This is a genomic window from Rathayibacter sp. VKM Ac-2928 (assembly GCF_022815545.1).
GTDB classification, from domain to species: Bacteria; Actinomycetota; Actinomycetes; order Actinomycetales; family Microbacteriaceae; genus Rathayibacter; species Rathayibacter festucae.
The window spans coordinates 104,480-119,483 of the sequence record NZ_JALGRU010000002.1; the positions used below are offsets into that span (position 1 = coordinate 104,480).

The window sequence follows — 15,004 nt, forward strand, 5'->3', positions numbered from 1 at the left end:
TCAGCCCTTGGGGACGAACGTCGGGAAGACGTGCTCGAAGCTCACGGCCTGGCCGAGGCCGGTCGCGATGATGATGCTCAGGCCCACCGCCACGGCGGCGACCACGATCACGAAGCAGAGCACGCCGAGCGCGCGGAGCAGCGGCGCGGGGAGGCCGGGAGCCTGCGCGGTCGAGGCCGCGGTTCCGCTGGCTCCGTCACCGCCGGCGAGGGCGAACGAGCGGACGCCGACGGCGAAGAGCACGGGCAGGCCCGCGCCGAGGAGCACGGCGATGAGCGCCACCTGGCCGGCGGCAGTGAAGAAGAGGGAGAGCACGGGTCGGTCCTTTCGAGTCGGTACGGAGGGATCCGGGCTAGACGCCGGCGGTCTGCTTCGCCGCGGTGCCCGCGTCCGACCACTCGTCGTTGACGTTGTGCGCGCCGATGCTGTCGCGGCGCGAGCGGACGTAGATGAAGACGGCGACGGCGACGAGGACGGCGGTCATCAGGATGCCGCCGGCGGCCCCGCCGACCAGGTGGCCGATCCACCACATCACGGCGCCCATCAGCGCGGCGGCCGGGAGCGTGATCACCCAGGCGATCACCATCCGCAGCGCGACGCGCCAGCGGACCTGCGCGCCGGGGCGGCCGACGCCGGAGCCGAGGATCGAGCCGGTCGCGACGTGCGTGGTCGAGAGGGCGAAGCCGAGGTGGCTGGAGGCGAGGATGACCGCTGCGGAGGCGCTCTCGGCGGCCATGCCCTGCGGGGTGTCGATCTCGACGAGGCCCTTGCCGACGGTGCGGATGATGCGCCAGCCGCCGATGTAGGTGCCGAGCGAGATGGCGAGCGCGCAGCTGAGCTTGACCCAGAACGGGACGGACTCGGTGTCGCTCCAGCCGCCGGCGGCGATCAGCGCGAGGGTGATGACGCCCATGGTCTTCTGCGCGTCGTTGGTGCCGTGCGCGAGCGAGACGAGCGAGGCGCTGCCGATCTGGCCGATCCGGAAGCCGCGGTGGATGCGGCGGTCGGCGAGGTTGCCGATCACGCGGAAGACGAGCCAGGTGCCGATCGCGGCGACCGCGCCGGCGAGCACCGGGGACATCAGCGCGGGCAGGATCACTTTGCCGACGACGCCGTCGAGCTTCGAGCCGTCGCCGGCCCAGTTGACGCCGTTGAGGCCGAGGCCGGCGAGCGCCGAGCCGATCAGGCCGCCGAAGAGGGCGTGCGACGAGCTGGAGGGCAGACCGAGCAGCCAGGTGAGGAGGTTCCAGACGATGCCGCCGATCAGGCCGGCGAGCACGATCAGCAGGAGCGCCGAGCCGCCGCCCTCGAGCAGCGCCGGGTCGGGGGCGCCGGTGGAGTCCTGGATCTTGACGACCGCGTTGGTGACGGTCAGCGCCACCTCGATGCTGAGGAACGCGCCGACCAGATTGAGGACGGCGGAGAGCGTGACGGCCACCTTCGGCTTCAACGCGCCGGTCGCGATGGACGTGGCCATCGCGTTCGCCGTGTCGTGGAAGCCGTTGGTGAAATCGAACGCCAGAGCGGTGACGATGACGAGCGCGAGAAGGATGAAGGGATCCACGGAGGAGATCCTCTCGCCCGCGCAGGCCGCTCGGAAGGGTTCGCCGGGGCGTTCACCGGCTGTTCACCTCTCCGAGCGGCGCGCCGGGCTACCCTGTGCAGTTTCTCAGGGTAGGGGCGTCCCGCGGGGCTCGCTCAGTTCGAGGAGCGCGGCAGCGGCAGCGTGAGGTCCGGCACGTGCTCGGGGTCGGCGTCGGGCTGCTGCTCGGGCTGCTCCTCGGGAGCCTGGTCCTGCTCCTGCTCGTCGCGCGCCGCGCTCGGCAGCGGCGGCGTGAAGTCGGGCGTGACCGACGGGTCGGCCGCGCCGACGGCGATGTGCTCGCGCTCGACCACGTGCTTCGGGGCGGAGGGAGCGCTGCGCTTCTCGGCCTGGGCGGCCTTCTTCGCCGCCTTCTCCTGCCGGCGCTTGAGCGTGTCGGTCTGCTCGGCGAGCTTGCGGGCCTTCTTGCGCAGCTTCTTGCTGGAGTCGCGCACGGCGTCGTGGGCCGCGCGGACCGACTTCTCCGCCTTCGCCAGAGCCTTCTTCGCGCGCTTCTGCGCGGCCTTGTCGTCGGTCTTCTGCGACGACTTCTTCGAATCGGACTTCTTCTTCTGCGCCATGCCGGCTCCTCACACTCGTCGACCCGATCGGTCGTGGGTCCACCGTAGCGAGCGGGCACCGCACGGGGCCTGGGCAGAACGGCCGGCCGGGGAGTACAACTGCCGCATGACCGATGCGATCTCCCCGCGCGACTTCCGCGCCGCCCCCGGCACCGCCGACTGGCGGGTCGTCGGCGACGGCGCCCGCGCCTACTTCCGCACCGGCGATCGCGGGGCCGGCTCCTTCGCCGCGGGCGCCGCCCTGGTCGCCTCGATCGCCGTCCTCGCCGAGCAGGCCGGCCATCACCCCGACGTCGATCTGCGCTACGGCGGCGTCGGCGTGCGCCTGATCAGCCACGACGTCGGCGACATCAGCGAGCGCGACCTGGCCCTCGCCCGGGAGATCTCGGCCGCCGCCCGCGCGCTCGGCCTCCCCGCCGAGCCGGCCGCGGTGCAGAGCCTGCAGATCGCCGTCGACGCCGTCGACGTCGCCGCGGTCCGCGCCTTCTGGCGGGCCGTGCTCGGCTACTCCCCCGTCGAGGACGCCGACCTGGCCGATCCGCGCGCCCTCGGCCCGAACCTCTGGATCCAGCGGATCGAGGGCCCGCGCTCGGAGCGCAACACGATCCACCTCGACCTCTACCTGCCGCGCGACGTCGTCGACGCCCGCCTCGCCGCGGCCCTCGCCGCCGGCGGCCGCGTCGTCGACGACTCGAACGCGCCGGAGTGGTGGACCCTCGCGGACCCGGAGGGCAACGAGGTCGACCTCGCGCCCTGGCGGGACGACAGCGAGTGGAGTGCCTGAGGCCGTGACCCGGCGAGCCTGGTGAGGCAGGCTGGAGTCATGGTCTTCACTCCGAACCACGGCGGCTACTCCGGCAGGCACGGGCTGCGCCGCCCGATGCGCGGCCCCAAGCGCGACCGCTGGATGTGGTGGCGCCTCGGCTCCGGCGTCGCCGCGACCGTCGCGGGCCTGATCGCCCTGCTGGTCTTCACGAGCGGCCGGTACTGATCGTGTCGCGCGAGAGGGTCACGGGCATCGGCGGCTTCTTCTTCGCCGCGCGCGACCCGGCGGCGCTGGCGCGCTGGTACGCCGAGCACCTCGGCATCGACGAGGTGCCGATGGAGTACGGCGCCCCCTCCTGGCGCCAGGACGCCGGCACCACCGTCCTCGCCCCGATGCCGACCGGCTCCGAGCCGCTCGGCCCCGCCGGCTGGACCCTGAACCTCCGCGTCCGCTCACTCGACGCGCTCGTCGCCCAGCTCCGCGCCGCGGGCATCCCCGTCGAGATCGACCCCGAGACCTACCCGAACGGCCGCTTCGCCGACCTGCACGACCCCGAGGGCAACCGCCTCCAGCTCTGGCAGCCGGCGGGTGTGGACGCCTAGCGTCTCGCAGTCGCAGCCGCGTCAGGCGCGGTCGTGGAGGGTGATCAGGTAGCCGTCCGGGTCGGCGAAGGTGAAGGTCAGGCCGAAGGGGCCCTCGGCGGGGGCCGACGTGATCGGGACGCCGGCGGCGGCGAGATCGTCGTGCAGGGCGGCGACCTCGGTCGCGTGCAGCCAGAGGGCGACGCCGCGGCCGGGTTCGGCGGGGAGCTGGGTGCCGGGAACGATGTCCCGGATCGCGAACGGGATCGGCGCGGTGTCGAAGACGACGGCGTGCGGCGGGCCGGGGCGGCGGGAGAGGCCGAGGCGGGTCTCGTAGAACTCGGCGGAGCGCTCGAGGTCGCGGACCTGGAGGGAGAGGAAGTCGGGGCCGGTGATCGCCATGGGGGTGCCTTTCGTCGGGGGTGGGTGTCAGTTTCCTTACATCGAGCGTATGTCAGACTACTGACATGAGTCAACAGGGCGAGAGCACGGCACGGATCGAGCTGGACACCTCCGTCGGCTACGTGCTGAAGGAGGCGTCGAGCGCCCTGCGCGTCGCGATGGAGGCGGCGCTGCGGCCGCTCGGGATCACGGTCACCGCCTACTCCTGCCTGGAGCTGCTGGCGCACCGGCCGGGGCTGTCCAGCTCCGAGCTGGCGCGGGGCGCGTTCGTCACGCGGCAGTCGATGCACGTGCTGCTGCAGTCGCTCGAGCGCGACGGTCACCTGATCCGGGCCGAGACGGCGCCGAGCGGCCGGGCGCTGCCGATCCGGCTCACGGCGTCCGGCGAGGAGCTGCTGGGCGAGGCGAGCGCGGCCGTCCGGGCGGTCGAGGAGCGCATGCTGACGGGGCTGGACGGGGCGCGGATCCGCGAGCTGCACGCCCTGCTCCGCCACTGCGCGGAGGCGCTCGCCTGAGCCTGCGGCATCGATACCGTGCGCCGCTCGGCATTCTCCCAGTGGCGTTCCGGAGCTGCGCAGGTACTCTGGAGGGTCGCCGCGCGGCCCCCTGAGCCCCGGCTGACATCCCCCTGAGCACCACCTGCTGAGCGCTGCTGAGCGCCCCGCCGCCCCGACCCGCCCTGCCGCGCCCCCGTTCCCCCGCGGCGAACGACCCGGAAAACCACGACTGCATGCACCACTCCGACCACGCCCCGGCCCCCGTCTCCGCCGCGACCGCGCAGGCCCTCCCGACCCGCCGGCAGCTGCGCGAGCAGCGCGAGGCCGAGCAGGTCGCGGCGCGCAGCGTCGCCCGCACCGCCGCCGCCCGCACCGCCGCGGCGCGCAGCACGGCCCGGAGCACCGCCGTCCGCCGCCCCTCGACGCGCCGCGTGTCCGCCTTCGCCGCGATGACCTTCGTGGTCGGCCTGGCCGTCACCTCGACGATGCCCGCCTTCGCCGTCGGCGACACCCCGGAGTCCGCCGTCGCGACCGACACCGCGAACGCCGTCGCCTCAGCCCGCCCGCAGAGCTTCGTCGCCGCGGGCGTCGTGCAGCAGAGCGTCACCCGCGACGCCTTCGCCGCCGAGGCCAAGCCCGAGGTCCTCGTGCCCACCGCCTCCCTCGACGCGATCACCGCCGGCGCGGGCGAGTCGACCGCCGCGGCCGCCGGGGTCTCCGGCACCTGGGTGCTCCCGATCGCCGGCCACATCAGCAGCAGCTACGGCCCCCGCCCCGACCAGCCGGTCGCCGGCGTGAACCTCTTCCACAAGGGCACCGACCTGGCCGGCGCCTGCGGGACCCCGGTCCTCGCGGCCGCGAGCGGCACCGTCGAGGAGGCGGCCTACTCCGGCAGCTACGGCAACTGGATCCTGCTCGACAACGGCGGCGGCATCGAGACCGGCTACGCGCACAACACCGACCTGCTCGTCGACGTCGGCGACACCGTCGTCGCGGGCGAGGTCATCGCGACCCGCGGCTCGACCGGCGCCTCCACCGGCTGCCACCTGCACTTCGAGACCCGCGTCGACGGCGAGGCGGTCGACGCCGTGCCGTTCATGGCCGCGCTGGGCGTGCCGCTGGGCTAGCGCGCCGCGCCCTCCCGCAGAGGGCGCATCGCGAATGGACGCTCGACGGGGTTCGACCCGCCCACAGGACCCTGCTCGCGTCGTTCCGCGAGTCCGGTGACGCGAGTGGACGCCCATCGGGCTCGAGGACTCTCGCAGACCCCGGCTCGCGTCCAGTCGCGCAAGCCGCACAACGCGAGTGGACGCTCATCGGGCTTCGGTCCATGCGCAGGCCCCCGTTCGCGTCGACTCGCGTGGAGTCCCTGTGCCGCGAGGGGGACCGGACTGCGCGTCAGCCCAGCGGCACGGTGCGCGGGCCGGTCGAGACCGCGCCGGACCAGTGGGCGTCGGCGGGGTCGGTCGTCACGGTGATCCGTGCGTCCTGGTCGACGGCGATCTCCATCGAGCCGGTGTTGCCGCCGCCGTTGCTCGTCGTCCGGGTGGTGCCCGGGTCGTAGACGCAGGACGAGCCGGTGGTCATCAGGCCCTCGACCTCGACGGTCACCTCGGCGTCGGCGGTGTCGCAGACGACCGAGACGGTCACGTAGAGCGGCTCTCCGGCGAGGCGCACGGTCCGCGGCTCGACGATGCCGGTCTCATCGACCCACTCGACGGCGGCGGTCGCCCCCTCGGGCAGCCGGACGGGCCCGATCGGGCGGTCGCCCGGCGAGGCCGAGGCCGAGGCGGTCGAGGAGGCCGCGGGCGCCTCCGAGACGGTCGGCGTCGCCTCCGCTCCGCTCTCCGCCGGGGCGGTGCAGGCGGCCAGCGCCAGCCCGGTGAGGGCCAGCGCGGCCCCCGTGGTCATCGTTCTTCTCCTGCTCTTCACGGCTCCCCCTGCTCGTGTCGGCGGTCGTGCCGGTCCCTCCGGTCTACCCGAGGCGGCCGCCGAGCGGGTCGGTCTCTGCGGCGGTTGCCAGGGACGCGGAGCACCGGTCGCGGCGGCTCCGGGCATCGGATCCACGGAGCCCGCGCCCAGATTCCCGAGTACTACTAGGTATATAGTGCACCTATGGATATCAGCAGCACCCGCTTCACCGATCGCGTCGTCCTCATCACCGGCGGCGGCTCCGGCCTCGGCCGCGCCACCGCCGTCCGCCTCGCCGCGGAGGGCGCGAAGCTCGCCCTCGTCGACGTCTCCGAGCAGGGTCTCGCCGCGACCGTCGAGGCGCTCCCCGAGGGCACCGAGTCGCTCACCGTGATCGCGGACGTGTCGAAGGCGTCCGACGTCGACGACTACGTCGCGCAGACCCTCGCGCGCTTCGGCCGCATCGACGGCTTCTTCAACAACGCCGGCATCGAGGGGCGCCAGAACCGCACCGAGGACTTCACCGCCGACGAGTTCGACAAGGTCGTCGCGATCAACCTCCGCGGCGTGTTCCTCGGCCTCGAGAAGGTGCTCAAGGTGATGCGCGAGCAGGGCTCGGGCATGGTCGTCAACACCGCGAGCGTCGGCGGCATCACCGGCATCGGCAACCAGTCCGGCTACGCGGCCGCGAAGCACGGCGTCGTCGGCCTCACCCGCAACTCCGGCATCGAGTACGGGCAGTACGGCATCCGCATCAACGCGATCGCCCCGGGCGCCATCTGGACGCCGATGGTCGAGAACTCGATGAAGCAGCTCGACGCCGAGAACCCGCGGAAGGCCGCCGAGGAGTTCATCCAGGTGAACCCGACCAAGCGCTACGGCGAGGCGGCGGAGATCGCCTCGGTCGTCGCCTTCCTGCTCTCGGACGACGCCTCCTACATCAACGCGGTCGTGCTGCCGATCGACGGCGGGCAGTCGATCAAGTACTGAGCCCTCACCTCGAAGCCGTCGCGGCGCGAGAGGATGGTCGGATGAACCCCACCGGGCGCCTCCGCGCCGCGCGCGACACCCTGCTCGAGCACCGCACCGACGCGGCGGCCGCCACGGACGCCTTCCGCTGGCCGGACGTCGGCCCGCACTTCAACTGGGCCGTCGACTGGTTCGACGAGATCGCCATCGGCAACGAGAAGACCGCCCTCTGGATCGTCGAGGAGGACGGCTCGGAGACGAAGGTCTCCTTCGACGAGATGCGCTGGCGCTCCGACGAGGTCGCCGCCTGGCTGCACTCCGTCGGCGTCGAGCAGGGCGACCACGTGATGCTCATGCTCGGCAACCGGCTCGAGCTGTGGGAGTCGATGCTCGCGATCATGAAGCTCGGCGCGGTCATCCTGCCCACCACGACGCTCCTCTCCCCCGCCGACCTGGCCGACCGCCTCGAGCGCGGCGAGGTCGCGCACGTGATCGCGGACGCGACCGAGACCACGAAGTTCGAGGGCCTCACGGAGGACGTGGGACTGATCGCGGTGGGCGGCGCGGCGGGCGTGCCCGAGGGCTGGCTCGACTACGCCGACTCGATCGAGGCCCCCGGCATCGCGCCGAGCGTCGTCGTCGACAGCGCCGACGCGTGCCTGATCTACTTCACCTCGGGGACCACCTCGAAGCCGAAGATGGTCGTGCACACCCACGAGTCCTACCCGGTCGGGCACCTCAGCACGATGTACTGGCTCGGCGTCCAGCCGGGCGACGTGCACTCGGCGATCAGCTCGCCGGGCTGGGGCAAGCACGCCTGGAGCTGCTTCTTCGCGCCGTGGAACGCCGAGGCGACGGTCTTCGTCTACAACTACTCCCGCTTCTCGCCGGTCGCGCTGCGCGAGCAGCTCGACCGCGCGGGCGTCACCACCTTCTGCGCGCCGCCGACGGTCTGGCGGATGCTGATCCAGTCCGACCTCGGTGCCCGCCCGCGCGCGCTCAGCGAGATCCTCTCGGCCGGCGAGCCGCTGAACCCCGAGGTGATCGCAACCGTCGAGCGCGACTGGGGCCTCACCATCCGCGACGGCTACGGCCAGACCGAGACCACGGCGATCATCGCCAACCCGCCCGGCGCCGAGGTCGTCTCCGGAGCGATGGGCCGGCCGCTGCCGGGCGTCGCGATCGCGCTGATCGACCCGGTCACCGGCGAGTCCTCCTCCACCGGCGAGATCTGCCTCGACCTGTCCACCGAGCCGGTCAACCTGATGTCCGGCTACCACGGCGACGACGAGCGCACCTCGCGCGCGCGGGCCGACGGCTACTTCCACACCGGCGACGTCGCCGTCCGCGCCGTCGACGGCACCATCACCTTCCTCGGCCGCACCGACGACATCTTCAAGTCGTCCGACTTCAAGATCTCGCCCTTCGAGGTCGAGAGCGTGCTGCTGCAGCACCCGGCCGTCGCCGAGTCCGCGGTCGTCCCGGCGCCCGACCCGACCCGGCACAGCGTGGTCAAGGCCTACGTCGCTCTGGCGGACGGCTGGGAGCCGACCGCCGAGACCGCCGCGGCGATCTTCCGGCACACCGACGAGCTGCTCTCCTCCTTCGAGCGGGTGCGCCGGATCGAGTTCCACGAGCTGCCCAAGACCATCTCGGGCAAGATCCGCCGCGTCGAGCTGCGCGAGCGCGAGGAGCAGGCCTTCGCCCGCGGCGAGGAGCTCGCGGCGGAGTGGCGGAGCGACCGGCTCTAGCCCCGGTCCTGCGTGCTCAGTCCTCCGTCGGGCGGCGGCGCTGCTGCTTGGTGGCGGAGCGCTGCTGCTTGCTCGCGAGGTGGCGGCGGCCGGAGCCGCGGGTGGGGCGGGTCGGCCGGCGCGGAGCGGCGGGCGGGGCGAGGGCCGCGGCGACGAGGTCGCGGAGGGTCGTGAGGGCGACCTCGCGGTTGCGCAGCTGCGAGCGCTCCTGCGAGACCGTGACGGTGATCGCTCCGGAGACCAGGCGCTGGGCGAGCCGCTGGAGAAGGCGCTCCCGCTGGTCGTCCGTGAGCGCGGCGGACTCCGTGACGCTCCAGGTGAGCTGCACGCGGCTGTCCGAGGTGTTGACGTGCTGCCCGCCCGGGCCGGAGGAGCGGGAGAACCGCCACTGCAGCTCGGACGCGGGGATCGTCAGGCGCGCGGACACCTCGAGATCCGCACCCACCTCGACAGCCATGCGGCAAGCCTGGCACGCCGAGCGCGGTCAGGCCGAGGGCGGACGGCCTCCGCCCGCGCCGCCGCCGCCGCCCGAGGGCACCGACCCGCCGGTCGGCTCGGTCGTCGTGTCGACGCGGACGGTGAGGGCGAAGCGGTAGCCGGAGGTGGCGTCGCCGGTCGCGGTCGGCAGCTGCAGCTCGCCGCCGTCGTCGCCGAAGACGTTGTCGTCGTCGAGGCTCACCTGGGCGAGGTTCTCGCTCGAGCCCTCGTAGCCGCTGAGCGCGTAGACCGCGGTGCAGGCGTCCTCGGGGACGGCCAGCTGCGAGGTCGCGATCGCGTTGCCGGAGTCGCTGATCGAGTCGACGTCGGGATAGACCTCGAAGTGGATGTGCGGCCAGCGGCCGGAGTAGCAGGCCGGGAAGATCGAGGTGTAGCCGACCTCGCCGTTCGCGTCGGCGACCTGCACGCCGCGGAGGTAGGTCTCCTCGGTGATGCCGTCGGAGTACATCGAGTAGCCGCCGGACGCGTCGCAGTGCCAGACGTAGACGGCGGCGTTCTCGAACGGCACGCCGCCGTTCGCGGTGTCGAGGATCGTCAGGGTGAAGGAGAGCGGTACGCCGGCCGCGGTGGCGCCGCCGTCGATGCTCGAGCGGATGTCGCTGCGGACGATGCCGGAGTCGCTCAGCACGTCGGGGCCGTTCGAGCCGTCGCCGGGGTAGGGGCCGGCGGTCTCGTCGGGGATCTCCCCGGTGGTCGCTGCGGCACTGCTGCTCGCGCTGCCCGTCGCGGTTCCGGAGGCGCTGCCCGCGACGGCCGAGCACGCGGCCAGCGCCGTGGTGGCGGCGCCGACTCCGATGAGGCCGAGCACGCGGCGGCGATCGAACATCCGGCGGCTCAGCAGGGTGCCGACGTCGAAGGAGAGGCCCTGGTCGACGACCTCGTCGTCGGGGCGGACGAGGTCGCGGCCCTCGTAGCGGAGGCCGTCGGGGGTGCGGTCGGGCTCGGGGATGCGGGACATCGGGGGATCCTTGTCACTCGGGGGCTCGGGGAACCCCAGAGTGACCGGCGCGGCAGGCGGGACCCTTTGCGTCGCCTACGAGCCTCCGATGTCCCGGCGCGACCGCCGCCAGAAGGCCTTGAGCCGGTCGACCTGCCGGTCGGTCCACGCGTTCGACAGCGCGAAGGCCGCGGCGGCGGGATCGCCTCCGCTGCTGATCCGCTGGATCGCCTCGAGCGCCTGCTGGGCGGGATCGCGGTCGTCGGGCGCGTGGGTGTCGGGCGCGTGGGGGTCCGGCGCGTGGGGGTCCGGAGGCGACCCGGTCACGATGCGCTCTCCGGGTACGGCGTGCTCGCCGCCGGCCAGTCCGAGGCCAGCAGCTCGCCGCGCAGCCGGTGGTACTGCTGCACGGCGCTGAGCGAGTCGGTGCGGAACGCGATCGCGACGGCGGCGTCGCGCCAGTAGCCGTCCCAGCCGCTGTACTGAGCGAAGACGCGGGAGCCGATGCTCTCCAGCAGCTCCCAGGCCCGGCCGGCGGTCAGGTAGCCGGCGACGTACGCGTAGCGGATCGCTCCGATCGTGCGCTCGGCATCGCCGGCGAGCAGCAGCACCGGCGGGCGGCCGCCGACCGGCTGCGCGCGCTCGAGCAGGTGGAACTCGCTCTCGCCGGTGAGAGCGGCGATCCGGGAGCGCATCCGCTCGGCGTCCTCCGAGGCGGAGACCTCGGCGAAGCGCGTCGACAGCGGACCGCGGGCGAGGACGTCGGCGACGAACAGCTCGACGTCCTCCGCCGAGGCGATGCGGAAGTCGCGGTCGAGCGCGCCGCGCTGCTCGGTGAGCGCGGGCATCGGCAGCTCCGGCCAGGGCGAGCCCTTGGCGCCGTCGGCGAAGCGGGCGCGGAGCGCGGCGGGCAGCTCGGCCCAGGTGGGCTGGAAGGCGAGCGAGGAGTTCCAGCCGCCGAAGGAGAAGTCGCTGACGGCGTCGAGGGCGAGCAGCTGCTGCTGGCGCAGGGTCGGCGCGGGCGTCCGCGCCTCGGCACGGTAGGCGGCCTGCTGCCGGCGGGGCGCTCCGGCGTCGCGGATCTGGAAGGCGATCGACGCGAGGGCCAGCCCGAGGACGAGGCCGATGCCGAAGGTGAAGATCGGCAGTCCGGTGCTGCCGTCCGCGCTCGCCAGGCCGAGCACGAAGCCGACGATCCCCAGCGGAGCGGCGACGGCCGTGACCAGCAGGGCGCGGCGGCCGATCCCGCCGCCGGGGGCGCGCCGGTGGGCGTCCGCGGCGCGCGCGTAGCGCAGGCGCGAGCGCACGGGGAACTCGACGTCTCCCGGGTGATTCTGCAGCGGCACGATCGGCAGCCTAGACGGGCAGCGAGGAAGCCGCGCGTGTGGTTGCCTGGGGGCATGAAGCTTGCCGAAGCACTCCTCGAGCGGGCCGATCTGCAGAAGCGGATCGAGGCCCTCCAGTCGCGGATCGTCGCGAACGCCTCCTACCAGGAGGGCGAGGAGCCGACGGAGGACCCGTCGGAGCTGCTGGCCGAGTGCCTGCGCGCGCTGGACGCGCTGGAGCGCCTGGTCACCGCGGTCAATCTGACGAACACGGCGGCGACCACGCCCGACGGCGTGCGACTGACCGCGGCGCTCGCCCGGCGCGAGGCGCTCCGGTCGCAGCACAGCATCGTCGTGCGCGCGGCCGACGCGGCGGCGGGCGACCGCGGCTACCGGCAGCTGCGCAGCGAGCTGCGGCGGCTGCCGGCGCTGCCGGTGCGCGAGCTGCGCGCGCGGGCCGACGTGCTCGCGCGCGAGCTGCGCGACCTCGACGCGGCGATCCAGCGCACCAACTGGGAGGTCGATCTGCTGCAGGAGTGAGCCGGAGCGCCCTGCGGGGCGCAGTCGGGCGGTGAGTCGGTAGGCGCACCGGAGCGAGCACACACCGTCGGGCCGGCGGTCAATCCGGCCCACTGTCACGCGGTGGGCAGCGTACGGCTCCGGCCATCACTCACAGCCCAGCACCGACGACCGGTGACCGCGCAGACAGGACATCTCATCACCACGTGCTGGCCGGGGCGCCGAGGGCGGGATCGGGGACCTCACCGCCTGTCTCATGTCAGCGCGCGCAGCTGAGTGGCGAAGAAGGCCAGCGAGCGGTCGACCTCGGGCAGCGCGGGCGTGCGGTTGAGGTGGCCGTGCGGCATGCCCTGCGCGAGGTAGCCGGTCGCGGCGACGCCCGCCTCCGCGAGCTGGCGGAGCAGGAGCTCGGCCGAGCCGCGGAGCTCGTCGAACTCGTTCACCAGGACCGAGGTCGGCGGCAGTCCGTGCAGCGGTGCCGCGCCGGGGAGGGCGTGCGGGGGCAGGTCGGAGAGTCGGCCGACGTAGGCGCGGACCATGTCCTCGATGCCGGCGGGCGGGAAGCGCAGCAGCGGCGGGAGCGGCAGCAGCTCGCGGATCACGGCGTCGTCGAGTGCGGGGTTCGGGAAGTGCGCGAACGGGTAGGCGAGCAGCACGTGGTCGGGGAGGCGGGCACCGGCGTCGCGCTCGCGGAGCGTCGCGGCGAGGGCCAGGGCGGCGCCGGCGCTGGCCCCGCCGATCGCGACGGGCAGCGCGTCGGGGGTCTCGGCGCGGAGGTGGCGCCAGGCGGCCTGCACGTCGTCGAGCGGGACGGGGAAGCGGACCTCGGCGCTCGCGAGGCGGTAGCCGACCGAGACGACGCGAGTGCCGGCGCGGGCGGCGAGCTCGGCGGAGACGACGTGCGACTCGCGCATCTCGAGGTCGCCGGCCTGGAAGCCGCCGCCGTGCACCCAGAGCAGCGCGGAGGCAGCGGGCTCTGCGGGCGCGTAGATCCGGAGCGGGATCGGGCCGTGCGGGCCGTCGATCGCCGCGTCGGAGACGGTGACGCCCGTGGGGAGCGACCACGGGCCGGGGTCCTCCTCGAACTCGGCGACCTTCGCCGCCTGCGCCGCGTCGAGCGGGTAGGCGACTCCGTCGAGCAGCGGCAGGCGGGCGGCGAGGTAGGGATCGAGCGGCAACGGTGCCTCCTGGAGGGTGCGGGGTACGGAGAACACGGTAGCCAGCGTTCTGCCGGACGGTGGATCTCGATACGCCCTCTCCGAGGGCTACTCGATCAGCATGGATCACCCATGCTGGTCGAGTAGCGCGCAGCGCGTATCGAGACCCGCGTCCGTCAGAACGGGGGCGGGACGTCCTCGAAGCGGGGGCCCGGCGGCGCCCCGGCCAGGGCGGGTGGGCGGATCGTGACGGTGCGGCCAGTCGGGGTGATCCAGACGATGCCGCCGTCCGGGCGGGGGACGTAGGTCCAGCGGTCGCCGTGGCGGACGTGGTGGTGGCTCACGCACAGCGAGACGAGGTTCTCGAGCGACGTCTCGCCGCCGTTGCGCCACTCGATCGTGTGGTCCGCCTCCGACCTCGAGGCGCTGCGGGTGCAGCCCGGGAAGCGGCAGGTCTGGTCTCGGAGCTGCAGATGCAGGCGCATCTGCGGGGGCGGGACCCGGTAGGTGCGGCCGACGGAGACGACCGCGCGGGTGTCCGGATCCGTGAGGACGCGGGTGAAGGAGGCGCCGGTCTCGACCAGCGCGCGGGCGAGGTCGGCCGGGATGAGGCCGTAGCCGTCGAGGTCTGCTGGTGCGTCATCGAGTCCCGCGGCGGTCGACGCGGCGAGGGTGAGCCGCACCTCGGCTCGGATCCCGGGGACGTACGACTCGGACATTTGAGGACCGTCGCTCGCGGGAGTGGTGCCGGCGATGTCGCCGTCGCGCAGCAGATCGGTGAGGGCATCGGCCTTCAGCTGAGCCAGGGTGCGCTCGTCGCCGCCCTCCCGGAGGGAGCGGGCGATGCGGTCGAGACGATCCCCGATGCCCATCGCGTCCGGCGCGGGGAGGAGCGCGCAGAGAGTCGCCATCCCGTCGATCTCGGGCGAGATCCACACGGCGCGGTCCTGGCGGGCGCGGGCATGGCGCTGAGCGAACGGCTCCTCGTGCAGCTCGTCGCGGAGCCGGGCGACGATCCGCCTCAGCTGCGTCGGCGTCACGTCCGGCGCGACGCCCGCGGCGCGCTCGTCGAAGGCGGCGCGAGAGGCGGCGGGCAGGGTCGCGGCGATCGCGCAGATGACCTCGCTCGACTCCCAGAGGAGGCGTCCCTCCGCCACCGCGGCGCGCGTGCACGGCAGCTCCTCGACCAGCAGGATCGCGCGATCGATCACCTTCGACGCCGCCCGCTCCGACAGGCGCAGCGCGACCGCGAACTGCGCCCGGATCGACCGCTCGACGAGGCTGCTCGCCTCGCTCCGGGACAGTCCGCCGCCCCGCGCGAACTCCTCGGGAGCGGTGAGCGCCGTGCGGTACGCCAGATGCACGGCCTCGGCCCGCGTGAGCAGGAACCGCGCCGACGTGACACCGAGGTCGGCGGCGACGCCGAGGACCGCGCCGACCGCGGCGACCGGCCCGGTCGGTTCCTCCGCGCTGCTCGCGTCGCTGATCTCATCCATACGAGTATCGAAGCAGGGACCGCCGACACCCG

19 protein-coding genes are annotated in these 15,004 nt (G+C 73.6%); 8 read left to right on the forward strand and 11 right to left on the reverse strand.

Annotated features, from left to right (window positions below; all coding sequences use genetic code 11):
• From MT350_RS08045 to MT350_RS08055, 3 genes are all read right to left on the reverse strand, one after another.
• A complete protein-coding gene (locus tag MT350_RS08045; RefSeq protein WP_243599639.1) occupies window positions 1–315 on the reverse strand; it encodes a hypothetical protein in 315 nt (104 codons plus the stop codon).
• Window positions 316–352: 37 nt separating this feature from the next.
• On the reverse strand, window positions 353–1,564 hold the full coding sequence (locus MT350_RS08050; protein ID WP_243581490.1) for an inorganic phosphate transporter: 1,212 nt from the start codon (window positions 1,562–1,564) through the stop codon (window positions 353–355).
• A gap of 134 nt (window positions 1,565–1,698) precedes the next feature.
• A complete protein-coding gene (locus tag MT350_RS08055; RefSeq protein WP_243615691.1) occupies window positions 1,699–2,163 on the reverse strand; it encodes a hypothetical protein in 465 nt (154 codons plus the stop codon).
• Window positions 2,164–2,269: 106 nt separating this feature from the next.
• Here MT350_RS08055 and MT350_RS08060 point away from each other — a divergent pair, with 106 nt between their 5' ends.
• From MT350_RS08060 to MT350_RS08070, 3 genes are read left to right on the forward strand one after another with little or no spacing between them, the layout of a single operon-like run.
• A complete protein-coding gene (locus tag MT350_RS08060) occupies window positions 2,270–2,947 on the forward strand; it encodes a VOC family protein (protein ID WP_243615692.1) in 678 nt (225 codons plus the stop codon).
• Between the two features lie 39 nt (window positions 2,948–2,986).
• Window positions 2,987–3,154: a hypothetical protein gene (locus MT350_RS08065; protein ID WP_164874583.1), complete on the forward strand. Its 168-nt coding sequence runs from the start codon at window positions 2,987–2,989 to the stop codon at window positions 3,152–3,154.
• Between the two features lie 2 nt (window positions 3,155–3,156).
• Complete coding sequence (locus tag MT350_RS08070; RefSeq protein WP_308197363.1) at window positions 3,157–3,531, forward strand: VOC family protein; 375 nt, start codon at window positions 3,157–3,159, stop codon at window positions 3,529–3,531.
• Window positions 3,532–3,552: 21 nt separating this feature from the next.
• Here the strand turns inward: MT350_RS08070 and MT350_RS08075 are convergent, their stop codons facing one another.
• Window positions 3,553–3,912 (reverse strand): VOC family protein, encoded by a 360-nt coding sequence (locus MT350_RS08075; RefSeq protein WP_243615693.1) that lies wholly within the window; start codon window positions 3,910–3,912, stop codon window positions 3,553–3,555.
• A gap of 65 nt (window positions 3,913–3,977) precedes the next feature.
• Between MT350_RS08075 and MT350_RS08080 the strand changes: the two genes are divergently transcribed.
• The gene (locus MT350_RS08080) at window positions 3,978–4,427 is read left to right on the forward strand and encodes a MarR family winged helix-turn-helix transcriptional regulator (RefSeq protein ID WP_123731675.1); all 450 of its coding nucleotides are present in this window, start codon (window positions 3,978–3,980) and stop codon (window positions 4,425–4,427) included.
• A 215-nt stretch (window positions 4,428–4,642) separates the two neighbouring features.
• Entirely contained in the window at window positions 4,643–5,536 is an 894-nt protein-coding gene (locus MT350_RS08085; RefSeq protein WP_243615694.1) for a M23 family metallopeptidase, read from the forward strand.
• 271 nt (window positions 5,537–5,807) lie between these two features.
• On the opposite strand, the gene MT350_RS08090 is transcribed toward MT350_RS08085, so the two are convergent.
• Window positions 5,808–6,320: a hypothetical protein gene (locus MT350_RS08090; RefSeq protein WP_243615695.1), complete on the reverse strand. Its 513-nt coding sequence runs from the start codon at window positions 6,318–6,320 to the stop codon at window positions 5,808–5,810.
• A gap of 204 nt (window positions 6,321–6,524) precedes the next feature.
• Between MT350_RS08090 and MT350_RS08095 the strand changes: the two genes are divergently transcribed.
• Window positions 6,525–7,310 (forward strand): glucose 1-dehydrogenase, encoded by a 786-nt coding sequence (locus tag MT350_RS08095; RefSeq protein WP_123734567.1) that lies wholly within the window; start codon window positions 6,525–6,527, stop codon window positions 7,308–7,310.
• A 41-nt stretch (window positions 7,311–7,351) separates the two neighbouring features.
• On the forward strand, window positions 7,352–9,040 hold the full coding sequence (locus MT350_RS08100) for an AMP-binding protein (RefSeq protein WP_243599633.1): 1,689 nt from the start codon (window positions 7,352–7,354) through the stop codon (window positions 9,038–9,040).
• 16 nt (window positions 9,041–9,056) lie between these two features.
• Here MT350_RS08100 and arfB read toward each other — a convergent pair whose 3' ends face one another.
• The 4 genes from arfB to MT350_RS08120 form a co-directional block, all read right to left on the reverse strand.
• A complete protein-coding gene (gene arfB / locus MT350_RS08105; protein WP_243599632.1) occupies window positions 9,057–9,497 on the reverse strand; it encodes an alternative ribosome rescue aminoacyl-tRNA hydrolase ArfB in 441 nt (146 codons plus the stop codon).
• 27 nt (window positions 9,498–9,524) lie between these two features.
• Window positions 9,525–10,496 carry an intradiol ring-cleavage dioxygenase gene (locus tag MT350_RS08110; RefSeq protein WP_243615696.1) on the reverse strand — a complete coding sequence of 324 codons (972 nt, stop codon included), beginning with the start codon at window positions 10,494–10,496 and terminating at the stop codon, window positions 9,525–9,527.
• Window positions 10,497–10,571: 75 nt separating this feature from the next.
• Entirely contained in the window at window positions 10,572–10,802 is a 231-nt protein-coding gene (locus MT350_RS08115) for a hypothetical protein (RefSeq protein ID WP_243615697.1), read from the reverse strand.
• Window positions 10,799–11,821 carry a DUF1266 domain-containing protein gene (locus MT350_RS08120; protein ID WP_243615698.1) on the reverse strand — a complete coding sequence of 341 codons (1,023 nt, stop codon included), beginning with the start codon at window positions 11,819–11,821 and terminating at the stop codon, window positions 10,799–10,801. The genes MT350_RS08115 and MT350_RS08120 overlap by 4 nt, the downstream gene beginning before the upstream one ends.
• Before the next feature lie 54 nt (window positions 11,822–11,875).
• On the opposite strand from MT350_RS08120, the gene MT350_RS08125 reads away from it, so the two are divergent.
• On the forward strand, window positions 11,876–12,340 hold the full coding sequence (locus MT350_RS08125) for a DIP1984 family protein (RefSeq protein WP_123447486.1): 465 nt from the start codon (window positions 11,876–11,878) through the stop codon (window positions 12,338–12,340).
• Window positions 12,341–12,573: 233 nt separating this feature from the next.
• Here the strand turns inward: MT350_RS08125 and MT350_RS08130 are convergent, their stop codons facing one another.
• Complete coding sequence (locus MT350_RS08130) at window positions 12,574–13,497, reverse strand: alpha/beta hydrolase (RefSeq protein ID WP_243615699.1); 924 nt, start codon at window positions 13,495–13,497, stop codon at window positions 12,574–12,576.
• 155 nt (window positions 13,498–13,652) lie between these two features.
• The gene (locus MT350_RS08135; RefSeq protein WP_243615700.1) at window positions 13,653–14,972 is read right to left on the reverse strand and encodes an HNH endonuclease signature motif containing protein; all 1,320 of its coding nucleotides are present in this window, start codon (window positions 14,970–14,972) and stop codon (window positions 13,653–13,655) included.
• Between the last annotated feature and the right edge of the window lie 32 nt (window positions 14,973–15,004).

Bases quoted from the DNA above. Each gene is read 5' to 3' on its own strand.
- MT350_RS08135 (WP_243615700.1), bottom strand. From the start codon at position 14,972: ATGGATGAGATCAGCGACGCGAGCAGCGCGGAGGAACCGACCGGGCCG.
- MT350_RS08090 (WP_243615695.1), bottom strand. From the start codon at position 6,320: ATGACCACGGGGGCCGCGCTGGCCCTCACCGGGCTGGCGCTGGCCGCC.
- MT350_RS08100 (WP_243599633.1), top strand. From the start codon at position 7,352: ATGAACCCCACCGGGCGCCTCCGCGCCGCGCGCGACACCCTGCTCGAG.
- MT350_RS08075 (WP_243615693.1), bottom strand. From the start codon at position 3,912: ATGGCGATCACCGGCCCCGACTTCCTCTCCCTCCAGGTCCGCGACCTC.
- MT350_RS08080 (WP_123731675.1), top strand. From the start codon at position 3,978: ATGAGTCAACAGGGCGAGAGCACGGCACGGATCGAGCTGGACACCTCC.
- MT350_RS08095 (WP_123734567.1), top strand. From the start codon at position 6,525: ATGGATATCAGCAGCACCCGCTTCACCGATCGCGTCGTCCTCATCACC.
- MT350_RS08110 (WP_243615696.1), bottom strand. From the start codon at position 10,496: ATGTCCCGCATCCCCGAGCCCGACCGCACCCCCGACGGCCTCCGCTAC.
- MT350_RS08055 (WP_243615691.1), bottom strand. From the start codon at position 2,163: ATGGCGCAGAAGAAGAAGTCCGATTCGAAGAAGTCGTCGCAGAAGACC.
- MT350_RS08125 (WP_123447486.1), top strand. From the start codon at position 11,876: ATGAAGCTTGCCGAAGCACTCCTCGAGCGGGCCGATCTGCAGAAGCGG.
- MT350_RS08060 (WP_243615692.1), top strand. From the start codon at position 2,270: ATGACCGATGCGATCTCCCCGCGCGACTTCCGCGCCGCCCCCGGCACC.
- MT350_RS08085 (WP_243615694.1), top strand. From the start codon at position 4,643: ATGCACCACTCCGACCACGCCCCGGCCCCCGTCTCCGCCGCGACCGCG.
- arfB (WP_243599632.1), bottom strand. From the start codon at position 9,497: ATGGCTGTCGAGGTGGGTGCGGATCTCGAGGTGTCCGCGCGCCTGACG.
- MT350_RS08065 (WP_164874583.1), top strand. From the start codon at position 2,987: ATGGTCTTCACTCCGAACCACGGCGGCTACTCCGGCAGGCACGGGCTG.